The organism is Sphingobium xenophagum, from assembly GCF_002288285.1.
GTDB classification, from domain to species: Bacteria; Pseudomonadota; Alphaproteobacteria; order Sphingomonadales; family Sphingomonadaceae; genus Sphingobium; species Sphingobium xenophagum.
The window spans coordinates 588679-608858 of the sequence record NZ_CP022745.1; the positions used below are offsets into that span (position 1 = coordinate 588679).

General features: G+C 63.9%; 19 protein-coding genes and 1 tRNA gene. 10 read left to right on the forward strand and 10 right to left on the reverse strand.

Annotated elements, in window-relative coordinates; genetic code table 11:
* Window positions 1-20: 20 nt before the first annotated feature.
* Both CJD35_RS02885 and greB read left to right on the forward strand, forming a co-directional pair.
* Entirely contained in the window at window positions 21-2108 is a 2088-nt protein-coding gene (locus tag CJD35_RS02885; RefSeq protein WP_026002330.1) for a lytic transglycosylase domain-containing protein, read from the forward strand.
* Between the two features lie 81 nt (window positions 2109-2189).
* Entirely contained in the window at window positions 2190-2675 is a 486-nt protein-coding gene (gene greB / locus CJD35_RS02890) for a transcription elongation factor GreB (protein ID WP_019052976.1), read from the forward strand.
* 116 nt (window positions 2676-2791) lie between these two features.
* On the opposite strand, the gene CJD35_RS02895 is transcribed toward greB, so the two are convergent.
* The 4 genes from CJD35_RS02895 to aspS form a co-directional block, all read right to left on the reverse strand.
* Window positions 2792-2977: a hypothetical protein gene (locus CJD35_RS02895; RefSeq protein ID WP_017182837.1), complete on the reverse strand. Its 186-nt coding sequence runs from the start codon at window positions 2975-2977 to the stop codon at window positions 2792-2794.
* Window positions 2978-3051: 74 nt separating this feature from the next.
* Window positions 3052-4365, reverse strand: a complete 1314-nt coding sequence (locus tag CJD35_RS02900; RefSeq protein ID WP_017182838.1) for a methyl-accepting chemotaxis protein — start codon at window positions 4363-4365, stop codon at window positions 3052-3054.
* An 84-nt stretch (window positions 4366-4449) separates the two neighbouring features.
* On the reverse strand, window positions 4450-5241 hold the full coding sequence (locus CJD35_RS02905; RefSeq protein WP_017182839.1) for a polyphosphate kinase 2 family protein: 792 nt from the start codon (window positions 5239-5241) through the stop codon (window positions 4450-4452).
* A 112-nt stretch (window positions 5242-5353) separates the two neighbouring features.
* Entirely contained in the window at window positions 5354-7138 is a 1785-nt protein-coding gene (aspS, locus tag CJD35_RS02910) for an aspartate--tRNA ligase (RefSeq protein WP_017182840.1), read from the reverse strand.
* A gap of 125 nt (window positions 7139-7263) precedes the next feature.
* Between aspS and rnd the strand changes: the two genes are divergently transcribed.
* The 3 genes from rnd to CJD35_RS02925 all read left to right on the forward strand — a co-directional run bounded on the left by rnd (window position 7264) and on the right by CJD35_RS02925 (window position 9391).
* On the forward strand, window positions 7264-8430 hold the full coding sequence (gene rnd / locus CJD35_RS02915) for a ribonuclease D (RefSeq protein ID WP_017182841.1): 1167 nt from the start codon (window positions 7264-7266) through the stop codon (window positions 8428-8430).
* A gap of 165 nt (window positions 8431-8595) precedes the next feature.
* The gene (locus CJD35_RS02920; RefSeq protein WP_017182842.1) at window positions 8596-8907 is read left to right on the forward strand and encodes an I78 family peptidase inhibitor; all 312 of its coding nucleotides are present in this window, start codon (window positions 8596-8598) and stop codon (window positions 8905-8907) included.
* Window positions 8908-9001: 94 nt separating this feature from the next.
* Complete coding sequence (locus CJD35_RS02925) at window positions 9002-9391, forward strand: nuclear transport factor 2 family protein (RefSeq protein WP_017182843.1); 390 nt, start codon at window positions 9002-9004, stop codon at window positions 9389-9391.
* A gap of 94 nt (window positions 9392-9485) precedes the next feature.
* Here CJD35_RS02925 and CJD35_RS02930 read toward each other — a convergent pair whose 3' ends face one another.
* Complete coding sequence (locus tag CJD35_RS02930; protein ID WP_017182844.1) at window positions 9486-10271, reverse strand: TerC family protein; 786 nt, start codon at window positions 10269-10271, stop codon at window positions 9486-9488.
* A 215-nt stretch (window positions 10272-10486) separates the two neighbouring features.
* Here CJD35_RS02930 and CJD35_RS02935 point away from each other — a divergent pair, with 215 nt between their 5' ends.
* Together CJD35_RS02935 and CJD35_RS02940 are read left to right on the forward strand one after the other, a co-directional pair.
* Window positions 10487-11491: a class 1 fructose-bisphosphatase gene (locus CJD35_RS02935; protein WP_017182845.1), complete on the forward strand. Its 1005-nt coding sequence runs from the start codon at window positions 10487-10489 to the stop codon at window positions 11489-11491.
* A gap of 393 nt (window positions 11492-11884) precedes the next feature.
* Window positions 11885-13732 carry an acyltransferase family protein gene (locus CJD35_RS02940; RefSeq protein ID WP_017182846.1) on the forward strand — a complete coding sequence of 616 codons (1848 nt, stop codon included), beginning with the start codon at window positions 11885-11887 and terminating at the stop codon, window positions 13730-13732.
* A 3-nt stretch (window positions 13733-13735) separates the two neighbouring features.
* Here the strand turns inward: CJD35_RS02940 and CJD35_RS02945 are convergent, their stop codons facing one another.
* Entirely contained in the window at window positions 13736-14629 is an 894-nt protein-coding gene (locus tag CJD35_RS02945; RefSeq protein ID WP_017182847.1) for an N-formylglutamate amidohydrolase, read from the reverse strand.
* Window positions 14630-14783: 154 nt separating this feature from the next.
* On the opposite strand from CJD35_RS02945, the gene cpdR reads away from it, so the two are divergent.
* Window positions 14784-15161: a cell cycle two-component system response regulator CpdR gene (gene cpdR, locus CJD35_RS02950; protein ID WP_017182848.1), complete on the forward strand. Its 378-nt coding sequence runs from the start codon at window positions 14784-14786 to the stop codon at window positions 15159-15161.
* 9 nt (window positions 15162-15170) lie between these two features.
* On the opposite strand, the gene CJD35_RS02955 is transcribed toward cpdR, so the two are convergent.
* Entirely contained in the window at window positions 15171-16502 is a 1332-nt protein-coding gene (locus tag CJD35_RS02955) for a dicarboxylate/amino acid:cation symporter (protein WP_095686789.1), read from the reverse strand.
* 127 nt (window positions 16503-16629) lie between these two features.
* Here CJD35_RS02955 and CJD35_RS02960 point away from each other — a divergent pair.
* Window positions 16630-16704, forward strand: a tRNA-Val gene (locus tag CJD35_RS02960).
* A gap of 64 nt (window positions 16705-16768) precedes the next feature.
* On the forward strand, window positions 16769-17389 hold the full coding sequence (locus CJD35_RS02965) for a 5'-methylthioadenosine/S-adenosylhomocysteine nucleosidase (RefSeq protein ID WP_017182850.1): 621 nt from the start codon (window positions 16769-16771) through the stop codon (window positions 17387-17389).
* 17 nt (window positions 17390-17406) lie between these two features.
* Here the strand turns inward: CJD35_RS02965 and CJD35_RS02970 are convergent, their stop codons facing one another.
* From CJD35_RS02970 to CJD35_RS02980, 3 genes are all read right to left on the reverse strand, one after another.
* Window positions 17407-17940: an adenine phosphoribosyltransferase gene (locus CJD35_RS02970; RefSeq protein ID WP_017182851.1), complete on the reverse strand. Its 534-nt coding sequence runs from the start codon at window positions 17938-17940 to the stop codon at window positions 17407-17409.
* A gap of 78 nt (window positions 17941-18018) precedes the next feature.
* On the reverse strand, window positions 18019-18870 hold the full coding sequence (locus tag CJD35_RS02975) for a cytochrome c1 (RefSeq protein WP_017182852.1): 852 nt from the start codon (window positions 18868-18870) through the stop codon (window positions 18019-18021).
* A gap of 15 nt (window positions 18871-18885) precedes the next feature.
* On the reverse strand, window positions 18886-20178 hold the full coding sequence (locus CJD35_RS02980) for a cytochrome b (RefSeq protein ID WP_017182853.1): 1293 nt from the start codon (window positions 20176-20178) through the stop codon (window positions 18886-18888).
* Window positions 20179-20180 lie beyond the last annotated feature (2 nt).

Genomic DNA, 20180 nt, shown 5'->3' on the forward strand with positions numbered 1-20180 from the left:
ATAAGGATGCATTTGCGATAATGTCCAGCATGGCGACGCCCCGAATGATTGAAAGTTACATTATCCGTATGCCCCTTGTTGCACTGTTGCTGTTTACCGCCGGCGCAAGCGCCCAGACCGAAGGCCCAGCCCCCGCGTCAGCGCCCGCCGACCCGCCCGGCGCCGTGGTCCAGCCGCTGCCCGCGCAGGACACGCCGGGGGCGCAATGGAACAGGGTGGCGTCCCGCGTCGGCATGGCCAGCGACGGCACGATCGGCGCGACGATCGACCAGTGGCGCGCGCTGCAGCAAAGCGACGGGCTGGGCTTTTCCACCTATGCAAGCTTCATCACCGCCAATCCGGGCTGGCCGGGTGAGGACAGGATGCGGCGGCTGGCCGAAACCGGCATCAATCCTGACAGCTATGATCCCCGGCAGGTCACGGCCTTCTTCGCCCGGTTCCCGCCGCGCACCGCGACCGGCCACGCCCGCAACGCCACCGCGCTGATGCAGATGGGGCGGACGGACGAAGCGCGGGTCGCCGCGCGCAATGCCTGGATTAGCGGCAGCCTGAGCGCTGCGGACGAAGCGCGATTGCTGTCTCTCTTCGGGTCCGGCCTGACGCCTGCCGATCACGACCTGCGCGCCGACATGCTGCTGTGGGCCAACGACACGGTCGGGGCGACGCGCATGCTGGCCTATGTCTCGCCGGGCAGGCGCGCCGTCTATCAGGCGCGCATCGCCTTCCGCCGCAAGTCGGCCGACGCTGCGATGCTGATGCAGGCCGCCGAACCAGTTGGCGCGAGCGATGCAGGCTTTATCGCCGACAAGGCGTTGTGGCTGCGCGACAGCGGCAACTGGGTCGCGGCACGCCAATATCTCGCCAATCGCGGCCCGCTCAGCTATCGCCCGACCAACGTCGAGAAATTCTACGAAATATTGCTGGGACAGGCGCGCGCCGCGGCCAATGACAGCCAGTGGAGCTTTGCCTGGGGCATCGCCAGCAAGATTGACGATGCCGTGCCGCCGGGCGTCGACCTGTCCGACCAGCCGATCGGCGTGCGGGACGATTATACCAGTCTTGCCTGGCTGGCCGGGACGACCGCCTTCTACAATCTCAATCGTCCGACCGACGCGGTGGCGATGTTCCGCCGCTATGCCGATGCGGCCAAATCGCCCCAGACCAGGTCGAAAGGCTATTATTGGGCCGGTCGCGCCGCGCTTCAGGCGGGCGACGCCGCCAGCGCCAACGGCTATTTCACACAGGCGGGCGTCTATCCCGACCAGTTTTACGGTCAGCTGGCGCTCGAACGGCTGGGCCGCCCGATCCCCGCGCCCGCCACGGTCGAGCGCCCGGTGCCGATTTCCGCCGCCGAACGCGCCGCGTTCGACCAGCGATCCGTCGTTCGCGCGGTCAAGGCGCTGGGGCAGATGGGCTATTGGCAGGATCAGGGCAAATTCGCCCGCGCCATCGCCAACAATGCCGACAGCGACACCGATCATTATCTCGCCGCGGAACTGGCCGAAAAGATCGGCCGCACCGACATGAGCGTCATGGTCGGCCGTCGCGCCGTTTCCAGCGGCCTGACCGGCTATGGCGAAAGCGCCTTCCCGCGCGTGCCCGTGCCGCCCACGGCGCAATATAACTGGACCATGGTGCATGCCATCGCCCGGCAGGAAAGCCAGTTCGACAAGCAGATCGTCAGCCATGCAGGCGCGCGCGGACTGATGCAGCTGATGCCCGGCACGGCGCGCGAACAGGCGGGCAAGCTGGGTCTGGGCTACAATCCCGCCTCGCTCAACGATCCCAGCTACAATATCATGCTGGGTTCGGGCTATTTCCAGCGGATGCTGGACTATTATGGCGGCAGCTATCCGCTGGCGGTCGCGGCCTATAATGCCGGGCCGGGCAATGTGAACAAGTGGATCCGCGCCAATGGCGACCCGCGCCTGCCCGGAGCGGACATGCTTCGCTGGATCGAGCAGATCCCGATTTTCGAGACCCGCAACTATGTGCAGCGGGTGCTGGAAAATGCGGTCGTCTATGAAGCAATGAACCCGGAACGGGCGAAATTTCGCGGGACCAGCGCGGTGCTGAGCCGCTATCTGGGGAAACAGACGCCGGGTTGAGAGGCCTATCGTCGCCCCCTTCGCCCTGAGCAAAGCGCAAGGCTTCGACAAGGTCCGCCCGAACGGTTATGGGATCGAGGGATGACGACCCCCTATCCCAATTATATCTCGCCCGAAGGCTTTGCCAAATTGCGCGCGGAATATGACCATTTGCTGGGCGTCGAGCGCCCCGCCATCGTCGAAGTCGTGAGCTGGGCGGCGGGCAATGGCGACCGCAGCGAAAATGGCGACTATCTCTATGGTCGCAAGCGGATGCGCGAGATCGACTTTCAGCTGAAGCGCCTGTCCAAGAAGATGAAGGACGCCAAGGTCGTCGACGCCCGGCAGCAGGGCGACAAGAGCCGCGTCTATTTCGGCGCGACCGTCACCATCGCCGATGAGGATGACAATCACCGCATCGTCACGCTGGTCGGCAATGACGAAACCGACATCGAGGCAGGCCGGATCGGCTGGTCCTCCCCCATTGCCCGCGCCCTGCGCGGCGCGGCCATCGGCGACTTGCGCCGCGTGATGCTGCCGTCGGGCGAGAAGGAATATGAGGTGATGGCGATCCGCTATCCGGACTGAGCCGCGCTTGCGCGGTGCAAGGCGCGCGCCCGCCGCCCGATAGCAAGCCACCCATGGCGGGCGTCACGACAGGATGCCGTGCCGCCCGGTCATGGCGAACAGAAGCGAGACGGCGTCTAGTCGTGCGGGCGCAGCGAGCGGTTGAGGCTTTCGAGCACTTCAGCGATCGGTTCGGTCACGGTCACGCTGCGGCCTTCGCCAAAGCGGATGCGCGTGCCGTCATTGACCGACGAGACGAAGGTGACTTGCGACGCGTTGACGGCGGTTTCAGTGCGGTCAGTGCCCACGAACATGACGAGCATGGCTTCCTCTCCTTTTTATGGACGCACAGCCTATCGCCATTTGCGCGCGACGCCAGAGGGATTTCTACGGATCGTCAGGTCGCGCCGATCGCCATGATGAAGCCGCCCGCGCGCGCTTCCAGCCGATGAGCCTCTCCGGCTAGTCTTTGTGCCACCGACTGCATCGCGCGCGCACCCAGCACGGTCGCGTCCGCATTGCCGCTGATCGCCTGCGCGCCGGAGCGGATATGGTCGCTGGACGACCCCGCTTCCGCCACGCTTTCGGCAATGGCGCGGCTGAAAGCGGCCTGGCGGGCGACCGCGTCGAACAGCGAAGCCGACAGACGGTCGGCGCGGGCCATGGCCGCATCCATATGCATATGGCCCGCCGCCACGTCAGCGACCGTCGCGCGGACATGCGCGATCCGCCCGGCGATGCCCGCCGCGGCATCGCGCGTCTGTTGGGCCAGCGACTTTACCTCGCGCGCGACCACGGCAAAGCCCTTGCCCGCATCACCCGCCCGCGCCGCCTCTATACTGGCATTGAGCGCCAGCATCGCCGTCGCGCCCGCGATGCTGTCGATCAGGGCGACGACTTCGCCGATATTCTCCGTCTCGCTCCGCAGCGCCTCGCCCTGCGCCATGCCTGCGCGGCTGCGCGCGGCGGCATCGCGCATCGCTGCGCCCGCATCGCGCGCCTCGCTCTCCATCGCCTGGAATATCTGACCCAGTTCGACGCCGCCCGCCGCGATGCTCGCCAGCCGATCGGCCGTCTGCGCCGCGGCGACCGCCATCGCCGCACTGTCCGCGCCATCGCCCGCCGCACGCTCCGCCGCCTGCGTTGCGAGCGCCGACAACTGGTCGGCCATGGCCACCATGTCCGCGATCAGCAACGCGACATCGCCCTGAAAGCCAGCACTTTCGCGCCGTATCTGCTCGACCCGTTCCGATCGCGCCAGCGCCACCTGCGCGTCGCGCTGCGCCGTCAGGCGCAGCAACAGGGTGCCGTCCAGTACGCCTGCATAGCGCCCGTCGTCCGTGACGATCAGCCCTTCGCACCCGGTCCCCTGCGCGGCATAGAGATCGACCAGCCGATCGAGGCCCGCACCCCGGTCCACAAGGGCACAGGGGCGGACATGATCGTCCAGCCGCCCGCCGAAACTGGGGTTGCGCAGCAAGGCATGGCCGAAGGGGTTGAACAGGATGCGGCGCATGTCGCGCTCATAGATCGCGCCGACGGGCCGGTCGCGCGCGTCCAGCACCGGCAGCAGGCGCAGGGCGGAATCCCGCTGGAAGCAATCGACCGCCTCACTGAGCGGACGCCCCAGCCAGATAACCGGCTTGTCCTGCGCCAGGGGCAGGCTGACCAGGCCGGGCGCGTCCGGCGGGATTATGGGGGCATGAAACATGGCCAGAGCCTTAGCCGCCCAATGGTAAACGAGCCGATAGAATTTCATGACATTTTTGTTACAAGTAACTGTTTTCACTGAATTTTATGCGGATTTGGCCGGGCGATAGCCAAAGGCGTCCTGCGCGAGCTTGACGACCGCGGGGTCGGCCGCCGGGAAATCCATCGGGACGAGTGCTTCCAGTCGTTCCGCCACATAGGTCAGCGCGGCGATGCGACCGCTCTTGCGGTGATTATTGTCAATGACATGCCAGGGCGCATGTTTCGTGTCGGTCTTTTTGAACATGGCGTGCATCGCATCCAGATAGTCCGCGCGCCTGGCCCGGTTGCGATAGTCGTCCGCGCCGGTTTTCCAGCGCTTCCACGGGATGTCCAGCCGCTCGGCCAACTGCTTGTCCTGCGTGTCCTGAGTGATGTGGACGAAGAGTTTGACGATGTTCATGCCAGCGTCGATCTGCTGCTTTTCGAACGCGTTGATTTCGTCATAGCCGCGCTTCCAGTCGGCCTTGCTGCAAAATCCCTCGACCCGCTCCACCAGCACCCGGCCATACCAGCTACGGTCAAAGACCGCGATGTTGCCGCTGGCGGGCAGGCGCGTCCAGAAGCGCCAGAGGAAATGATGGTCGCGCTCCACCTCATTGGGCGCGGCGATGGGATGGACATGATAGTAGCGCGGATCCCAGTCGGCCGACATCCGCTTGATGATGCCGCCCTTGCCCGCTGCGTCCCAGCCCTCCAGCAGAATGACGCTGCGGCGCTTGTGCAGGATATGGGCGACCTGAATCTTGGCGAGGCGTTGCTGGAGCGCAGCCAGCGCCGCATCATAATCGCCCGTGAATTTGGGCGCATCTTCGTAGGTCGCGAGGTCGATGGTCATGGGCAGCTATCCTCAATCGTCATGCCGGACCTGATCCAGCATCCAAGGCGACAGGGACAGTGTCCGACACCCTGGATGCTGAAGCAAGTTCAGCATGACGAAAAAGGAAAACTCAACCCTTCGCCTGTGGCTCCACCACGCGCACATGCAGTTCGCGCAGCTGCTTGAATTCGGCGGCGCTGGGTGCGCCCATCAGCAGGTCTTCCGCCTTCTGGTTCATCGGGAAGAGCGTGATTTCGCGCAGATTCTGCGCCCCGCACAGCAGCATCACGATGCGATCGACGCCCGCGGCCATGCCGCCATGGGGCGGCGCGCCATATTGGAAGGCGCGGTAGAGGCCGCCGAAGCGATCCTCCACATCCTGCTGGGACAGGCCGACCAGTTCGAACGCCTTGACCATCAGTTCGGGCGACTGGTTGCGGATCGACCCCGACGCAATTTCGAAGCCGTTGCAGACCATGTCATATTGATAGGCGTTGATCGTCAGCGGGTCTTGCGTGTTCAGCGCCTCCAGACCGCCCTGCGGCATGGAGAAGGGGTTGTGCGCGAAATCGACCGACTTTGTGTCCTCATCATATTCGTAGAAGGGGAAGTCGACGATCCAGCACAGGGCGAACCGATCCTTGTCGATGAGGTCCAGCGTTTCGCCGACGCGGGTGCGGGCAAGGCCAGCCAGCTTGGCGGCCTGCGCTTCCTTGCCAGCGGCGAAGAACACGCCGTCATTGTCGCCAAGACCCAGCGCCGCGATCAGCTTTGCGGTCGCTTCCTCACCATGATTCTTGGCGATCGGGCCGCCGGGCACGCCATCCTTGATGTTGATATAGCCAAGGCCCGAATAGCCCTCGCCCCGCGCCCAATTGTTCATTTCGTCGAAGAATTTGCGGCTGCCCGCGCCAGCACCGGGTGCCGGGATCGCGCGAATCCGGGCGCCGCTTTCGACCAGCGACGCGAAGATGCCAAAGCCGGAGCCGACGAAATGGTCGGTCACATCGACGATTGCGATCGGGTTGCGCAGGTCCGGCTTGTCGCTGCCATATTTCAGCAGCGCTTCGGCATGTGGAATGCGCGGGAAGCTGCCGGCCGGGGTGACGGGCTTGCCGTCGGCAAATTGTTCGAACACCTGGGCGATCACCGGCTCCATCGTGTCCCACACTTCTTCCTGGGTCACGAAGCTCATTTCCAGGTCGAGCTGGTAGAATTCGCCCGGCAGCCGGTCGGCGCGCGGGTCTTCGTCACGGAAGCAGGGGGCGATCTGGAAATAGCGGTCGAAGCCTGCGACCATCAGCAGCTGCTTATATTGCTGGGGCGCCTGCGGCAGAGCGTAGAATTTGCCGGGATGAATACGGCTGGGCACCAGAAAGTCGCGCGCGCCTTCCGGGCTGGACGCGGTCAGGATCGGCGTCGAATATTCGGTAAAGCCCGCGCCTTCCATCCGGCGGCGCATGTCCGAAATGATCTTCGTGCGCTTGACGATATTGGCGTGCAGCGTTTCGCGCCGCAGGTCGAGGAAGCGGTAGCGCAGGCGGATGTCTTCGGGATAGTCCTGCTCGCCCGCGACCGGCAGCGGCAGTTCCGCGGCAGTCGACAGGACGGTGACGGCATCGGCCACCACTTCGATCGTGCCGGTTTCCATCTTGGGATTGGTCGCTTCGGGACCGCGCGCCACGACCGTACCGTCGATCGTCACCACCGATTCGAGACGCAGCCCCTCCAGCACGCGCAGCGCTTCGCTATCCGCCTTCGCCACCATCTGGGTGATGCCATAATGGTCGCGCAGGTCGACGAACAGCACGCCGCCATGGTCGCGCTTGCGATGCACCCAGCCGGACAGGCGCACGGCCGTGCCGACATCGGCTTCACGAAGGGCGCCGCAAGTATGGGTGCGATAGGCGTGCATGGCGTTTTGGTCTTTCAGCTTCGTTTTACGGAAATGACAAAGCCCTGACGGCAGGCTATGGGCATAAGGTCACTACGACCAGCCCGCCAGGGAGCGGGCCTGCCCATAATAAGATCGATGACCATATGCAAATCCATCCGCTGATTACCGACAGCAAGACACTTTCCGATTTCTGCGCCCGCATCGCCAAATCCCCCTATGTCGCCATCGACACGGAATTCATGCGCGAAAACAGCTATTGGCCCGAACTCTGCCTGATCCAGGTGGCCGACGCGGACGAAGCCGCCGCCATCGACCCAAAGGCGCCGGGCATCGACCTGAAGCCCCTGCTCGACCTGATGGTCGACAATGAGGATGTGCTGAAAATCTTTCATGCCGGCGGACAGGACATAGAGATTGTCTATAATCTGACCGGCAAGACCCCGCACCCGATGTTCGATACCCAGATTGCGGCGATGGCATTGGGCCTTGGCGAGCAGATCGGCTATGGCAATCTGGTCGAGGCGTGGCTGGGCGTACAGCTGGACAAGGGCGCGCGCTTTACCGACTGGGCGCGCCGCCCGCTCGACAAGCGCCAGATCGACTATGCCATCGGCGACGTCACCTATCTGATCCAGATTTTCCCCAAGATGCTGGAAGAGTTGCGCAAGACCGGGCGTGGCGACTGGCTGGACCAGGAAATGGAGCGGATCAGCGATCCCAGCCATTATGAAACGCTGCCCGAAGATGCGTGGAAGCGCGTCCGCATCGCCAGCAAGAAAGCCGATGTGCTGGGTCGCCTGAAAGCGCTGGCGGCATGGCGCGAGATCGAGGCGCAGGACAAGAATCTGCCGCGCGGCCGCATAGTCAAGGATGAGACGCTGGCCGACATTGCCAGCCATCCGCCGCGCACGCAGGATGATCTGGGCAAGGTGCGCGGCCTGTCCGCGACCTGGCGCACCAATGACATCGGCGCGCGGTTGATGGCGGCGCTGGGCAAGCAGCAGCCGCTCAGCAAAGATGAAATGCCCGACCGGGAGCCGCGGCGTCCGGGGCTGGGCAAGGATGGCGCTCTGGTCGCGGACCTGCTCAAGCTGCTGCTCAAGATCCGGTCGCGCGACATCAATGTCGCATCGCGCCTGCTGGCGCGCAGCGATGACATTGAAGCGCTGGCGGCGGGCGTGCGGAACGACCTCTCGATCCTGGAGGGGTGGCGTTACGAACAATATGGCCGCGACGCGGTCGATCTGGTCGAGGGGCGGCTGGCCTTTGCGGTCAAGGGCGGTCGGCTGAAGATGACGCGGACGGAGTAAACAACATCCGTTCGTCCTGAGTAGCCATTGAGCGAAGTCGAAATGGCGTATCGAAGGATGCGTATGCGCGCCATGCTTCGATACGGGCCTTCGGCTTCGCTCAGTCCCTACTCAGCACGAACGGTGTTTGGATAAGGCAACCTATCTATGCGACAGTTCCCAGCCATGTTTCTCGGGTCAGCTTTACTTCTGTCGGCATGTCAGACCGGCGGTATCGAACGTCGCGCAGAAGCACCCGCCGTGCCCGGCAATTGCGACCCGAACGGCCTAGTGCAATTTGTTGGAGACGTTGCAGTCGAACGCTTCATCGGGCAAAAGGCGAGCGCGGAAACCGGCGCGGCGCTGCTGGCTGCATCGGGGGCCAGAACGCTGCGCTGGGGCGGCCCCGGCATGGCGATGACGATGGACTTTCGCCCCGACCGGCTGACCGTCAGCTATGACGAAGCGATGACGATCACCTCGGCGCGATGCGGGTAAACACGACAGCCGTTCGCTTCGAGCGAAGTCGAGAAGCCGACACGCCCCGTTTCTCGACTTCGCTCGAAACGAACGGGCTTTAGGACAATCATCCATGAGCGCCACCGCAGACATCGCCATCCGCATGACCCGCGCGACCTTCAATCGCGCGCTGGCCGACGCGAATCTGGCCGCGATCGGCCCGCTGCTCGCGCCCGACGCCGTGCTGGTCGCGGGCACCGACAGCGCGCTCATCACCGGGCGCAAGGCGCAACTGATTGCCTGGAAACGCGAATTCGCGGCAGCCGAGCGACTGATCTACACCCGCACGCCCGACACGATCCTTGTTTCCCCGGTAGAACCGATCGCCATGGAGCAGGGCCATTGGCAGGGCGTGGCGAGCGGCAGCGGCGAGACGCTGGCGTCAGGCGCCTATAGCGCCAAATGGCGAAACAGGGGCGGCGCGTGGATGATCGAGGCGGAAATTTTCCTGACCCTGGCCTGACCGGCATGGAGCGCGAACTGCCTGGTGGCCGCCCGCAATAGGGGCGAGGCATGGCGTCGGCTTGCCGTCATGCCATCAACCCACCCTCCCCTGATCATGCCCCTTTGCGCTGTTGCGCGCGGCGGGCAAAGATGTTGAGACACTCCACCAGCGTCGAAAAGGCCATCGCCGCGTAGATATAGCCCTTTGGCACATGCACGCCGAAGCCATCGGCGATCAGCACCGCGCCGATCATTAGCAAAAAGCCCAGCGCCAGCATCACGACGGTTGGGTTCCTGGCGATGAAATTGGCGAGCGGATCGGCGGCCAGCACCATCGCACCCACGGCGACCAGCACGGCAATGACCATGACCGCAAGATTATCGGTCATGCCCACGGCAGTCAGGATCGAGTCGAGCGAGAAGATCATGTCGAGCAGGATGATCTGCACGATCGCGCTGCCGAAGGTCAGCGTCGCCACGCTCTTCTTGTCCAGCATATCGTCGCCGCGTGCGGGATCGACATTATGATGGATTTCCTTGGTCGCCTTCCAGATCAGGAACAGCCCGCCCGCGATCAGGATCAGGTCGCGCCAGGAAAATTCGGTTTCAAAGGTCGGCGCGCCATATTGATTGGGCGGGCCGATGATCCCCAGGTCGAACACGGGCGCGGTCAGGCCGACGATCCAGGCGATCATCGACAGCAGCACCAGCCGCATTCCCAGCGCCAGGCCAATGCCGATACGGCGCGCCTTTTGCCGCTGATGTTCGGGCAGCTTGTTCGTCAGGATCGAAATGAACACCAGATTGTCGATGCCCAGCACCACTTCCATCACCACCAGCGCGACGAGCGCAGCCAGGGCGGCGGGATCGGTAAAGGCGGTGAGCAGGCTGTCCATCATGATCCTTCCGTCCGGTCTTTCGGCACGCCAGCGCAACGACAGGAAGGCCCGCTGGTTCCAACTGACACACTTTGTCACATGGGTGCGCTATCATCGGCAAAAGCGCGGTCCAAGCGACTGGACTGGACGAGACCAGTCGCATAGCGAAGGCGCGTTCTCCTTTTCACGCGGCAGCCCCCGGCTGCGGCGCACCAGTCCCAAGCGAAAGGCAGCTCATGGCCAGAACCACCCTCACCCGTTTCCTGATCGAACAACAGCGGCTGGCCAATGCGCTGCCCGCCGAATTGCGCCTGTTGATCGAAACCGTGGCGCGCGCGTGCAAGACGATCAGCCATTCGGTGAGCAAGGGTGCGCTGGGCGAAGTGCTGGGCAGCCTGGACAGTGAAAATGTGCAGGGCGAAGTGCAGAAGAAGCTGGACGTGATCGCCAACGAACTGCTGCTCGACGCCAATGAATGGGGCGGACATCTGGCGGCGATGGCGTCGGAAGAGATGGAAACGATCCACCGCATCCCCAACCGCTATCCCAAGGGTGAATATCTGCTGCTGTTCGATCCGATCGACGGGTCCAGCAATATCGACGTCGACCTGTCGGTCGGGACGATCTTTTCGGTGCTGAAAGCGCCCGACGAATGTGCCGGTCGCGAAGTGACGGAAGAGGATTTCCTTCAGAATGGCCGGGCGCAGGTCGCAGCGGGCTATGCCATTTATGGCCCGCAGACGCTGTTGGTGCTGAGCGTCGGGACCGGCGTATATGAATTCACGCTGGACCGCGAAGTCGGCAGCTGGGTCATGACCGATCCCGACATGAAGATGCCGCAGGGCAAGTGCGAATTCGCCATCAACATGTCCAACCGCCGCCAATGGTCGCCCGGCATCGCCCGCTATATCGAAGAACGGGTGATGGGCGCGCAGGGGCCATGCGGGGTGGACTACAATATGCGCTGGACCGCTTCCATGGTCGCGGACGTCCACCGCATCCTGAAGCGCGGCGGCATTTTCATGTATCCCGCCGACCATCGCACGCCCGGCAAGGCCAAGCTGCGCCTGATGTATGAAGCCAATCCGATGAGCTATCTGATCGAGCAGGCCGGCGGCGCCGCCACCGACGGCTTCATCCCGATCATGGATGTCGACGCCACCAGCCTGCACCAGCGCGTCGGCGTGATTCTGGGCGACAAGGCGGAAGTGGAAATGGTCACAGCCTATGGACGGGAATAGCCGATCGGCGGCGTTCCTGTTCAGCGATGGTCAGAGATAGGAAAAGTGGGGGAGAGCGGAGCGCCGCTCAATCCCCCTTGCTATGGCCTCGCCCTGCCGGTCTTACCGGCGGCCCCTCTCCAGAAACATTTTATATGGCGCGGCTGTAGCGCAATTCGCCTAGACCAAGCCGGAGCCAAAAAAAAGGGCCGATCCGCAGACCAGCCCAAAAAGTTTAGGAGAGGATGCCTGAAAGGCACAGTTCTTGTGCAGCCGGGGCAGAATTTTCGCAAATGCGAAGGATGAAAGCGCGGTTGCGCCAAACGCAATCGCTTGCTGCAATTTTAACCATCCCAACATCCGTTCGAGTCGCCGGTAAAGCAAATGTCAGGGCTTTGCCCCTAAGCGGGGCCGATGCATTATCGCCGCGATATCGACGGACTGCGCGCCCTGGCGATTCTGCCGGTGCTGCTGTTCCACGCCCATGTGCCGGGATTTGATGGCGGCTATGTCGGCGTTGATATATTCTTCGTCATTTCAGGCTATCTGATCACCGGCATCATCGCCCGCGAAGTCGATGATGGCCGCTTCTCGCTCGCGCGCTTTTACGAGCGGCGATTCCGGCGGATCGTCCCTGCGCTGGGGCTGATGATATTGGTGGTGCTGGCGCTGAGCGCCTGGCTCTATCTGCCCGGTGACCTGGAGGGGGTGCCACGGTCCGCGCTGGCCGCCACGCTGTTTGCCTCGAACCTGTGGTTCTTTACCGACACCGGCTATTTCGCGGGGGGCGCGGACGTCAAGCCGCTGCTCCACACATGGTCGCTGGCGGTGGAGGAACAATATTATATCGGCTTCCCGATCCTGCTGATGCTGATTGCCCGCTTCGCCCCCCGCTGGCGAACGGCGGTGGTGATGGCGATTGCGGCAGGATCGCTGCTGCTGTCGATCGCGATGCAGCGCGATACCAGCGGTTTCGCCTTCTATCTGTTGCCGACGCGCGCCTGGGAATTGCTGGCGGGGGCGTCATTGGCGCTGGGCGTCGTGCCCGCGCTAAAGGCCCGCTGGTTGCGCGAACTGGTGGCGTGGGGCGGGATCGCCGGAATCACGTTCGCGGTCGGCTGTTATGATCGCGACACGCTGTTCCCCGGCATCGCCGCCCTCGCCCCGGTGCTGGGCGCGGCGGCGCTGATCCACAGCGCGCCGGGAACGAGCGCGGGACGGTTGCTTGGCCGGGCGCCACTGGTGGGCGTGGGTCTTGTCTCCTACTCGCTCTATCTGTGGCACTGGCCGCTGATCGTGTTCACTGAATATGCGACCGACATGGCCGTTACGGGCTGGACGCGAATCGCGGTCATTGCCGGATCATTTGTCGCGGCGATCCTGTCCTGGCGCTTTGTCGAGCGCCCCTTTCGCGATTCGCAGGCGATGCCCGCGCGCACCATCTTCCGCTTCACCGGCGCGACCATGGCGCTGCTGTGCACCTTGTCGCTGGCGTTGATGGCGGCGGGACCATGGCCATCGCGTTTCGCGCCGACGGTGTTGGCGCAGGCCGCCGGGCGCGAAGACATCAGCCCCGAGCGCAAGCGCTGCCACGACATATTCGCCCGTGGCGCGACGCCATGCGTGCTGGGCGCGGCGGTCCCGCCCGATGCGATGCTGTGGGGTGACAGCCATGGGGTCGAACTGGCCTATGCGCTGGCGCTGGAGGCCAGGGCGCAAGGATGGGCGCTGGTGCAGCGCACGACATCGAGTTGCCCGCCGGTGCTGGGCTATGATGCGCCAAGGGATGCGCGGTGCGCGGCGGCCAATCGCGCCGCATTTGCCGCATTGCGCGCAAACCCCGCCATCCGCCGCGTCTATCTGGCCGCCTTCTGGGCCAATGGCGCGTTTGACGATCCGGCATTCGTGGCGAAGCTGGACCGCAGCATCGCCGCGATCCGGGCCGAAGGGCGGGAGGTCGTGCTGATCGGCGCGGTGCCTCCGCAACCCTTCGACGTGCCGCGCCGCCTTGCCCACCTGGCACGCGCCGGGCGACTGGCAGAGGCGCAAGGCGTCGCGCGGTCCTGGCTGGATGCCCGGACCGTCCATTTGCGCGCGCTATTTGCGCGATGGCAGGCACGGGGCGTCAGGCTGATCGATCCGGCAGTCGCGCTGTGCGATGCCCGGCACTGCGCGATCGAGCAGGGCGGCAAGCCGCTCTATTTCGATTCGCACCATCTGAGCGTAACAGGCGCGCGGCTGGTCATCGCGCGCGGCGGCTGACGCCTATTCGGCCGCCAGCGCATAATCGGCGCGCGGCAATTCATTCGCCAACGCCTGGGCGATGGCCATGATGATCTCCTGTATCCGGGCGAGGCCCGGCCCCGGCTGATCCAGCACGTCATCCAGATAGAGGCTGCGATCCACCTCTATCTGGATCGCGTGCATGCCGCTTTCGGGACGACCATGGCGTTCGATCAGATGATCGCCGGCATAGGGATGGTTTTGCGCCGCGACGATGCCATGGCCCGCGGCGACATCGGCTGCGAGCGTCATCAGCCGGGTGGAGGCGCTGCGCCCGAACCGATCGCCCAGAACGATTTTGGGTGCTTCCTGCCCGGCGGCGGGCGGCGGCAGCGGCGGCATGGAATGAAGGTCGATCAGGATCGCATGGCCAAAGGCGTCGCGCGCTGCCCTCATCAGGCGGGTCAGTTCGGCATGATAGGGCCGGTGAATCGTTTCGATCCGGCGCTGCGCCTCGCTCCACGCCACAGGCTTGTGCCATAATTCATGCGCGCCGACCATGCGGCGGGGGAAAAGGCCCAGCCCGCCGCGCAGCTTGACGCTGCTCTGAAGCGCGGCGTCGCGCGGCGCACCGACGAGCATGGCAGGGTCGATTTCGCGCTCGTGACGGTTGAGGTCGATCAGCGCGCGCGGGGCGCGGGCAAGGACGACGGTGAAGCCGCGCGCGATGAGCGGATGGACCAGCAGGTCGGCCCAGCGATCTTCCAGCCGTTGCAATTGTTGCCGCCGTACCCGCGCTTGCGCCAGCAGTTCGGGCGGATAATCGCGCCCGGCATGGGGTACGGAAAGGATGATGGGCCGGTCGGGATTGGCGGGGCCGAATTGGTCGAAACCCGCCTCTGTCCGGGCGGGAGGACATGGCGCGGGACGATCCAATAAGGCTCCTTTCACCGGCCATATGAGTGGCCGCACCAAAAATGGTTACTTGGCTGGATAATGTTTACACCTTGTCGCATATATCGGACAGGGACGCCACCCTGACGGGGGCATGGGGGACAGGCCGGAAACGGCAATGAGAGTAGCTGGCGCAATGGTTCGCATATTATTGGCGGAAGATGACGAGAGTATGCGGGTCTATCTGGCCCGCGCGCTGGAACGATCCGGCTATGAGGTCGTGGCCGTCGCGACCGGCACCGAAGCCCTGCCTCATATCGCGTCCGACCGATTCGACCTGTTGCTGACCGATATCGTGATGCCCGAAATGGACGGGATCGAACTGGCGCAGCATGCGGCGTCCGTAGCCCCGGACATGCGGATCATGTTCATTACCGGCTTTGCCGCAGTGACGCTGAAGGCCGGGAAGGCCGTGCCGCAGGCCAAGGTATTGTCCAAGCCCTTCCACCTGCGCGACCTGGTGCTGGAGGTTGAACGGATGTTCGGCAGCGAAAGCCTGACCGGGCTGAACTGACCCCGCCCGTCAATCCTCGATCACTTCTTCCATATCGGCCGTGGGGTTGAGCGGGATGCCGGCCATCGCGGCGGTGAGCCGTTCGCGGTCCAGCCCTTTTTCCCACGCTGATACGACGATGGTGGCGACGGCGTTGCCGACAAAGTTGGTGAGTGCCCGAACCTCGCTCATGAAGCGGTCGACCCCTAAAATCAGCGCCATGCCCGCGACGGGCACCGACGGCACGATCGACAGCGTCGCCGCCAGCGTTATGAACCCTGCGCCCGTCACGCCCGCCGCGCCCTTGGACGAAATCATCGCGACGAGCAGCAGCAACACCTGCTGTTGCAGGGTCAGGTCGACATTGCATGCCTGCGCGATGAACAGCGCCGCCAGCGTCATGTAGATGTTCGTGCCGTCGAGGTTGAAGCTGTAGCCGGTCGGCACGACCAGCCCGACCACCGACTTGCGGCATCCCGCCCGCTCCATCTTCTCGATCAGGCTGGGCAGCGCGGCTTCGGACGAGGATGTGCCGAGTACGAGCAGCAATTCCGCCTTCAGGTAACGGATGAGGTGCAGGATATTGAAGCCGGCCAGCCGCGCGACCGTGCCCAGCACCACCAGCACGAACAGCAGCGAGGTCAGGTAGAAGGTCGCGACCAGACCGACCAGATTGGCAAGCGTGCCCACGCCATATTCGCCGATGGTGAAGGCCATCGCCCCGAACGCCCCGACCGGCGCCGCCTTCATCAGGAAAGCGACCAGTTTGAATACGGCATGGCTGGCCGATTCGAGGACCGCCATCAACGGCGCCGCCTTGTCGCCGATCATGGTCAGCGCGATGCCGAACAGGATGGCGACGAACAGCACTTGCAGGATGTTGCCGTCCGCGACCGCCGACACCATGGTCGACGGGATGATGCTCATCAGGAAGCCCGTCAGCGTGGTTTCATGCGCCTTGTGCGCGAAGTCCGCGACCTTGCCCGCGTCGAGGCTTGCCGGATCGATATTCAGGCCAGCACCCGGCTGGACCAGATTGGCGACAATCAGCCCGACAATGAGCGCGAGCGTCGAAAAGGTCAGGAAATAGGCAAAAGCCTTGGCCGCGACCCGGCCGATCGCGCCCAATTCCTTCATTCCGGCAATGCCGGTGACGATGGTGAGGAAAATGACGGGGGCGATGATCATCTTCACCAGCTTGATGAACGCGTCCCCCAGCGGCTTTAGCTGCACGCCCATGTCGGGGAAGAAATGGCCAATGCTGACGCCCAGCGCGATCGCGATCAGTACCTGAACATAGAGTTGGCGATACCATGGCAGACGCGGCGTCGTCTGGATCGGCGAAGATGGCGATGGCAGCATAGGTCTGGCGTCCCCCTGTTTGCACCGCAGCATATGGGCCGTCCCTGCCCTGTCCAGAAGAATGTCGCACCCCTGCAATTTCCCGCTTGCGCAGGTCCGGTCCCCCGGCTATTGGCCCAACTCCCGTGGGCGTATAGCTCAGTGGTAGAGCACTGTGTTGACATCGCAGGGGTCGCAAGTTCAATCCTTGCTACGCCCACCATGACAAAGCCCGTCGCCTGGTTTCAGGTGGCGGGCTTTCTCTTTTGCCACAGGCGGAGGATGATATGATCCCGGTTTGCGAGACGATTTCGGGGCAACGCCTGCTGTTCGTGATGGCGGCCGACGCGGAATATGGGCCGCAACTGCGCGCCCGATTCGCGCCGCTGATGACCGGGGTTGGCCCGATCGAGGCGGCATTGGCGACCGGCATTGCCCTGCACGACATGGCGCGCGCAAACGCCCTGCCCGATCTGGTCGTCTGCCTGGGATCGGCCGGATCGCGGATCTGCGAGCTGGGCGAAGTGGTGCAGGTGGCCAGCGTATCGTGGCGCGACATGGATGCGTCGCGACTAGGGTTCGTGAAGGGGGTGACGCCGTTCGCGGATCATCCGGTCGATCTGCCGCTGGTCACGCCCCTCGCTTTGCCGAGCGCGCGACTGTCGACCGGCGCCAATATCGTGGGCGGCGATGACTATGCGGCGATCGACGCCGACATGGTGGACATGGAGACATTTGCAGTAGCACGCGCCTGCGCCCGTTATAGCGTTCCGCTGATGGGGCTGCGCGGCATTTCTGACGGGCCGGGCGAACTGGCCCATATCCATGGCTGGACGGCGTTGCTGGGCCTGCTGGACGAGCGGTTGGCGCTGGCGGTGGACGGGTTGGCGGCCGCGCTGGCAAAATAGCGACGTGCCGGGGTCGGCTACTCGCCCGCAAACGCCATGATGGCCCGCGCGGCGACGCCTTCGGCGGCGAGCGCCGCCATGCCGCCGAGATCGGGCAGGTCGATCGCGAACAGGGCCATGAGCACGCTTGCCCCCTGTTCGCGCAGCAACTGCGCCGCAGCCACAGCCGTACCGCCAGTGGCGATCAGATCATCGACCAGCAACACGCGCGCGCCCTTGGGCACCTGGCCTTCATGCAGTTCCAGCCGGTCGGTGCCATATTCCAGAACATAATCGATGCCCACGGTCTTGCCGGGGAGCTTGCCCTTCTTGCGCACCGGCACGAAGCCCTTGCCGAGCGTGAACGCCAGCGCCGCGCCGAGGATGAAGCCCCGCGCCTCGATACCCACGATCAGGTCCGGGTCCAGCGGACGGGCAATGTCGGCCAGTCGCGCGGTCAGGTCGCGCAGCCCTTCCCCATCAGCCAGCAGCGTCGTGATGTCGCGAAACTGGATGCCCGGCTTGGGAAAGTCGGGAATGGTGCGGATGAGGTCAGTCAGGTCGCTCGTCATCGCGCCCCTATAGAGAAAGGGCGCGGCTTCCTCAAGAAACCGCGCCCTTTGCTATGCTTGTCCTGTCGGACCGGACGGTCAGGCCGCCTTCTTCTTGTCCGCCCAGATATTCTGATAGGACATATAAGCCAGGCCCGTCGCGATCAGCAGGAAGATCAGCGTCGCCAGACCCGCGCGCCGACGGTTTTCCAGCTTGGGTTCGGCGGTCCAGGTCAGGAAGGCCGAGACGTCCTGCGCCATCTGGTCGACGGTCGGCTTGGGCTGGCCCGGACCATAGGTCACCTGGCCATCAGCCGTCAGCGGCGGCGCCATGGCAAGGTTGAGGTTCGGGAAATAGGGGTTGTAGTGCAGCCCTTCCGGCGTCTTGGCATCCGGGAACTCCTTGAGCAGTTCAGCCGGCTGCGCCTGGAAGCCCGTCAGCAGCGAATAGACATAGGCGCTGCCATGGTGGCGGGCCTTGGTCATCAGCGACAGGTCTGGCGGGATCGCATTGTTGTTCGCCGCCGCCGCCGCGACATTGTTCGCGAAAGGCAGGGGGAAATGATCCGCGGGCACAGGATCACGGCTCGACGCCTCACCAGTAGCCGGGTCGACCGACGGGGTCTTGATCGCCCACTGCTTGGCGATCGCCTTCACTTCGGCTTCGTTATAGCCGAGCGCCTGAAGATCGCGGAAAGCGACGAATTTCAGGCTGTGGCAAGCCGAGCAGACTTCCTTGAACACCTGGAAGCCGCGTTGCAGCTGCGCCTGATCATATTTGCCAAGCGGCCCGTCAAACGAGAAGGACACATGCTTTACCGGCTTGTGGAATTCATGCTCCACGGTCGGCTGCGGCGGTTCGGAGACATAAGCCACCGCACCAACCAGGAAGGAGATGAACAGCCAGCCTGCAAAGAAGAGGCCGACGAGGAATGCGCCAATGCGAACCATGGTCTTATCTACCCCTTATTCGGCCGGAACCGCGACGGTTTCGCCGTCGGTCTTGCCATATTTGGCCAGCACAGCCTCGGTAATCGAGCCGGGCAGCGGGAGCGGCTTTTCAAAACGCGAGATCAGCGGAAGGATGATCAGGAAGTGGGCGAAATAATAGGCACCCGCCAACTGGCTCATCATGACATAGGGTTCTTCGGCCGGCGCGCCGCCCAACCAGCCCAGGATCAGCACGTCGAGGCACAGGATCCAGAAAAACTTGTTGAAGGTCGGCCGATACTTGCCCGACCGCACCGGCGAGGTGTCGAGCCAGGGCAGGAAGAAGAGCAGCAGGATCGACGCGAACATCGCCAGCACGCCGAGCAGCTTTGCGGGCACGAAGAAGAAGTCCACGGTGAACGCGCGCAGGATGGCGTAGAAGGGCCAGAAATACCATTCCGGCACGATGTGCGCGGGGGTCGAGAGCGGGTTCGCCTCGATATAGTTATCCGGGTGGCCCAGGAAGTTGGGGGCGAAGAACAGCAGCGCGCAGAAGGCGATGAGAAACACGCCCGCGCCGAAGCCATCCTTTGCGGTATAATAGGGGTGGAACGGCACAGTGTCCTGTGGCCCCTTCACTTCCACGCCGGTCGGGTTCGAGGAACCGGGAATATGCAGCGCCCAGATGTGCAGGATGATGACACCGGCAATCACGAAGGGCAGCAGGAAGTGGAGCGAGAAGAAGCGGTTGAGCGAAGCGTTACCAGGGGCAAAGCCGCCCAGCAGCCAGGTCTGGATCGGTTCGCCCACGACCGGGATCGCGCCGAACAGGCCGGTGATCACCTTTGCGCCCCAGTAGGACATCTGGCCCCAAGGGAGGACGTAGCCCATGAACGCGGTCGCCATCATCAGCAGGAAGATGACGAGGCCGAGCAGCCACACCATTTCGCGCGGCGCCTTGTAGGAACCGAAATAGAGGCCGCGGAAAATGTGGAGATAGACGACGATGAAGAAGAAGCTTGCCCCGTTGGCGTGGGCATAGCGCATCAGCCAGCCCGCGTTCACGTCACGCATCGTCTGTTCGACGGTGCTGAACGCGACGAGATCATTGGCGCCGTAATGCATCGCCATGATCACGCCGGTGACGATCTGGATCACCAGCGCAAGACCGGCGAGAACACCGAAGTTCCAGAAATAGTTGAGGTTGCGCGGCACGGGATAGCCCGCGCCAACGGCGTTATAGGCGAGACGCGGAAGCGGCAGCTTCTCGTCGATCCACACCATGACCGGATTTTTCGGCGTATATTGCTCAGCCCAGGGAAAGCTCATCG

What these genes read in the sequence shown, in the direction of transcription:
- CJD35_RS02885 (WP_026002330.1), top strand. Translation starts at nt 21, where the DNA reads ATGTCCAGCATGGCGACGCCCCGAATGATTGAAAGTTACATTATCCGT.
- rnd (WP_017182841.1), top strand. Translation starts at nt 7,264, where the DNA reads ATGCAAATCCATCCGCTGATTACCGACAGCAAGACACTTTCCGATTTC.
- cpdR (WP_017182848.1), top strand. Translation starts at nt 14,784, where the DNA reads ATGGTTCGCATATTATTGGCGGAAGATGACGAGAGTATGCGGGTCTAT.
- CJD35_RS02900 (WP_017182838.1), bottom strand. Translation starts at nt 4,365, where the DNA reads ATGTTTCATGCCCCCATAATCCCGCCGGACGCGCCCGGCCTGGTCAGC.
- greB (WP_019052976.1), top strand. Translation starts at nt 2,190, where the DNA reads ATGACGACCCCCTATCCCAATTATATCTCGCCCGAAGGCTTTGCCAAA.
- CJD35_RS02980 (WP_017182853.1), bottom strand. Translation starts at nt 20,178, where the DNA reads ATGAGCTTTCCCTGGGCTGAGCAATATACGCCGAAAAATCCGGTCATG.
- aspS (WP_017182840.1), bottom strand. Translation starts at nt 7,138, where the DNA reads ATGCACGCCTATCGCACCCATACTTGCGGCGCCCTTCGTGAAGCCGAT.
- CJD35_RS02920 (WP_017182842.1), top strand. Translation starts at nt 8,596, where the DNA reads ATGTTTCTCGGGTCAGCTTTACTTCTGTCGGCATGTCAGACCGGCGGT.
- CJD35_RS02955 (WP_095686789.1), bottom strand. Translation starts at nt 16,502, where the DNA reads ATGCTGCCATCGCCATCTTCGCCGATCCAGACGACGCCGCGTCTGCCA.
- CJD35_RS02940 (WP_017182846.1), top strand. Translation starts at nt 11,885, where the DNA reads ATGCATTATCGCCGCGATATCGACGGACTGCGCGCCCTGGCGATTCTG.
- CJD35_RS02935 (WP_017182845.1), top strand. Translation starts at nt 10,487, where the DNA reads ATGGCCAGAACCACCCTCACCCGTTTCCTGATCGAACAACAGCGGCTG.
- CJD35_RS02905 (WP_017182839.1), bottom strand. Translation starts at nt 5,241, where the DNA reads ATGACCATCGACCTCGCGACCTACGAAGATGCGCCCAAATTCACGGGC.
- CJD35_RS02970 (WP_017182851.1), bottom strand. Translation starts at nt 17,940, where the DNA reads ATGACGAGCGACCTGACTGACCTCATCCGCACCATTCCCGACTTTCCC.
- CJD35_RS02895 (WP_017182837.1), bottom strand. Translation starts at nt 2,977, where the DNA reads ATGCTCGTCATGTTCGTGGGCACTGACCGCACTGAAACCGCCGTCAAC.
- CJD35_RS02925 (WP_017182843.1), top strand. Translation starts at nt 9,002, where the DNA reads ATGAGCGCCACCGCAGACATCGCCATCCGCATGACCCGCGCGACCTTC.
- CJD35_RS02975 (WP_017182852.1), bottom strand. Translation starts at nt 18,870, where the DNA reads ATGGTTCGCATTGGCGCATTCCTCGTCGGCCTCTTCTTTGCAGGCTGG.
- CJD35_RS02965 (WP_017182850.1), top strand. Translation starts at nt 16,769, where the DNA reads ATGATCCCGGTTTGCGAGACGATTTCGGGGCAACGCCTGCTGTTCGTG.
- CJD35_RS02930 (WP_017182844.1), bottom strand. Translation starts at nt 10,271, where the DNA reads ATGATGGACAGCCTGCTCACCGCCTTTACCGATCCCGCCGCCCTGGCT.